Genomic DNA, 207 nt, shown 5'->3' on the forward strand with positions numbered 1-207 from the left:
GGCGAATACCGTTCTCATCCCTGTAAGCATCCAGTTCGCCTAGTTTCTGTCTTGTGGGGTGCCACTTGGTATTACTACCTCACCAATGTAGTTGACCCCCAAATCTTATCTGCACAACAACTGTGTGAATTATATCGAAGACGTTGGCGAATTGAAGACGCATTTCTCCTAACAAAACGGCTTTTGGGGTTAGCCTATATCTGGGTT

At 45.4% G+C, this 207-nt stretch carries 1 protein-coding gene; it reads left to right on the forward strand.

Annotated elements, in window-relative coordinates; all coding sequences use genetic code 11:
• Nucleotides 1-207 (forward strand): transposase (locus tag AABK37_RS42590; protein WP_432557335.1); only part of this gene is annotated, 207 nt, incomplete at both ends.

The organism is Tolypothrix sp. VBCCA 56010 (genome assembly GCF_050875635.1).
GTDB lineage: Bacteria > Cyanobacteriota > Cyanobacteriia > Cyanobacteriales > Nostocaceae > Hassallia.